General features: G+C 52.0%; 2 rRNA genes. Both read left to right on the top strand.

Features of this window, described 5'->3' with window-relative positions:
• A 23S ribosomal RNA gene (locus tag D791_RS18440) occupies positions 1-2,752 on the top strand; the annotation flags it as partial.
• 112 nt (positions 2,753-2,864) lie between these two features.
• A 5S ribosomal RNA gene (gene rrf / locus D791_RS18435) occupies positions 2,865-2,980 on the top strand.
• Positions 2,981-2,985 lie beyond the last annotated feature (5 nt).

The following is a 2,985-nucleotide window of genomic DNA, read 5'->3' as shown; positions in this document are numbered from 1 at the left end:
TCAGGTATCTTTAAGCTGAATACATAGGCTTTTAGAGGCGAACTCGGGGAACTGAAACATCTAAGTACCCGAAGGAAAAGAAATCAACCGAGATTCCCTAAGTAGCGGCGAGCGAACGGGGAGCAGCCCTTAAGCTGAATTTAGGTTAAAAGAACGCTCTGGAAAGTGCGGCCATAGAGGGTGATAGCCCCGTATTTGAAAACCTATTTTGAGTGAAAACGAGTAAGGCGGGACACGTGATATCCTGTCTGAAGATGGGGGGACCATCCTCCAAGGCTAAATACTCCTGACTGACCGATAGTGAACCAGTACCGTGAGGGAAAGGCGAAAAGAACCCCTGTGAGGGGAGTGAAATAGACCCTGAAACCGTGTACGTACAAGCAGTGGGAGCCGTCTTAGTACGGTGACTGCGTACCTTTTGTATAATGGGTCAGCGACTTACTTTCAGTGGCAAGCTTAACCGAGTAGGGGAGGCGTAGGGAAACCGAGTCTTAATAGGGCGTTGAGTCGCTGGGAGTAGACCCGAAACCGGGCGATCTATCCATGGGCAGGTTGAAGGTTGAGTAACATCAACTGGAGGACCGAACCGACTACCGTTGAAAAGTTAGCGGATGACCTGTGGATCGGAGTGAAAGGCTAATCAAGCTCGGAGATAGCTGGTTCTCCTCGAAAGCTATTTAGGTAGCGCCTCATGTCTCACCTTGGGGGGTAGAGCACTGTTTCGGCTAGGGGGTCATCCCGACTTACCAACCCGATGCAAACTCCGAATACCCAAGAGTGCAATCATGGGAGACACACGGCGGGTGCTAACGTCCGTCGTGAAAAGGGAAACAACCCAGACCGCCAGCTAAGGTCCCAAAATTCTGGTTAAGTGGGAAACGATGTGGGAAGGCTTAGACAGCTAGGAGGTTGGCTTAGAAGCAGCCACCCTTTAAAGAAAGCGTAATAGCTCACTAGTCGAGTCGGCCTGCGCGGAAGATATAACGGGGCTCAAACCAGATACCGAAGCTGCGGATGCTTAGATTTATCTAGGCATGGTAGAGGAGCGTTGTGTAAGCCGTTGAAGCGGAAGGTGGGAACCACCGTGGAGGTATCACAAGTGCGAATGCTGACATAAGTAACGATAAAGGGCGTGAAAAACGCCCTCGCCGGAAGACCAAGGTTTCCTATCCAATGTTAATCAGGGTAGGGTGAGTCGGCCCCTAAGGTGAGGCAGAAATGCGTAATCGATGGGAAACGGGTTAATATTCCCGTACCGGCTGTAACTGCGATGGGGAGACGGAGAAGGCTAGGCCAGCATGGCGATGGTAGTCCATGTTTAAGGGTGTAGGCTGAGTGAGTAGGCAAATCCGCTCCTTAAAGCTGAGACCTGATGACGAGCACCTTTTAGGTGTGAAGTGGTTGATGCCCGGCTTCCAGGAAAATCCTCTAAGCTTCAGGTTACAGACGACCGTACCCCAAACCGACACAGGTGGTCAGGTTGAGAATACCCAGGCGCTTGAGAGAACTCGGGTGAAGGAACTAGGCAAAATGGTGCCGTAACTTCGGGAGAAGGCACGCCGGTGATGGTGACGAGATTTACTCTCTGAGCTGTCGTCGGTCGAAGATACCAGGTGGCTGCGACTGTTTATTAAAAACACAGCACTCTGCAAACACGAAAGTGGACGTATAGGGTGTGACGCCTGCCCGGTGCCGGAAGGTTAATTGATGGGGTTAGCGCAAGCGAAGCTCTTGATCGAAGCCCCGGTAAACGGCGGCCGTAACTATAACGGTCCTAAGGTAGCGAAATTCCTTGTCGGGTAAGTTCCGACCTGCACGAATGGCGTAACGATGGCCACACTGTCTCCACCCGAGACTCAGTGAAATTGAACTCGCTGTGAAGATGCAGCGTCCCCGCGGCTAGACGGAAAGACCCCGTGAACCTTTACTATAGCTTCACAGTGGACTTTGACATTACTTGTGTAGGATAGCTGGGAGCTTTGAAACTTGGACGCCAGTTCGAGTGGAGCCGATCTTGAAATACCAGCCTGGTACTGTTGAGGTTCTAACTCAGATCCTAATCGGGATCGAGGACATTGTGTGGTGGGTAGTTTGACTGGGGCGGTCTCCTCCCAAAGAGTAACGGAGGAGCACGAAGGTACCCTCAGGCTGGTCGGAAATCAGCCAATGAGCGCAAGAGTAGAAGGGTGCTTGACTGCGAGACAGACACGTCGAGCAGGTGCGAAAGCAGGTTCTAGTGATCCGGTGGTTCTGTATGGAAGGGCCATCGCTCAACGGATAAAAGGTACTCCGGGGATAACAGGCTGATACCGCCCAAGAGTTCACATCGACGGCGGTGTTTGGCACCTCGATGTCGGCTCATCACATCCTGGGGCTGAAGCCGGTCCCAAGGGTATGGCTGTTCGCCATTTAAAGTGGTACGCGAGCTGGGTTTAGAACGTCGTGAGACAGTTCGGTCCCTATCTGCCGTGGGCGTTTGAGATTTGAGAAGAGTTGCTCCTAGTACGAGAGGACCGGAGTGAACGAACCTCTGGTGTTCCGGTTGTCACGCCAGTGGCATTGCCGGGTAGCTACGTTCGGACGGGATAACCGCTGAAAGCATCTAAGCGGGAAGCCCCCTTCAAGATGAGATCTCACTGGGCCCTAGAGGCCCCTAAAGAGCCGTTCGAGACCAGAACGTTGATAGGCAGGGTGTGTAAGCGTTGTAAGGCGTTGAGCTAACCTGTACTAATGGCTCGTGAGGCTTGACCATATAACGCCGAAGGCGTTTGGTTGATGAGTTATGACGATTGATACGACGGTTGAAGCTTGTATTGAACGAGACAGAGAATTCTATTTCTAAGTTTAGATTGTTACCAGTTTTGTCTGGCGACCATAGAGACGTGGACCCACCTGATTCCATTCCGAACTCAGAAGTGAAACGCGTCATCGCCGATGGTAGTGTGGGGTTTCCCCATGTGAGAGTAGGTCATCGCCAGGCATTTA

The sequence above is a fragment of the Nitrincola nitratireducens genome, from assembly GCF_000585235.1.
GTDB lineage: Bacteria > Pseudomonadota > Gammaproteobacteria > Pseudomonadales > Balneatricaceae > Nitrincola > Nitrincola alkalisediminis.
The sequence above is the reverse complement of the archived record's forward strand: the minus strand, read 5'-3'. Positions and strand labels throughout refer to the sequence as shown.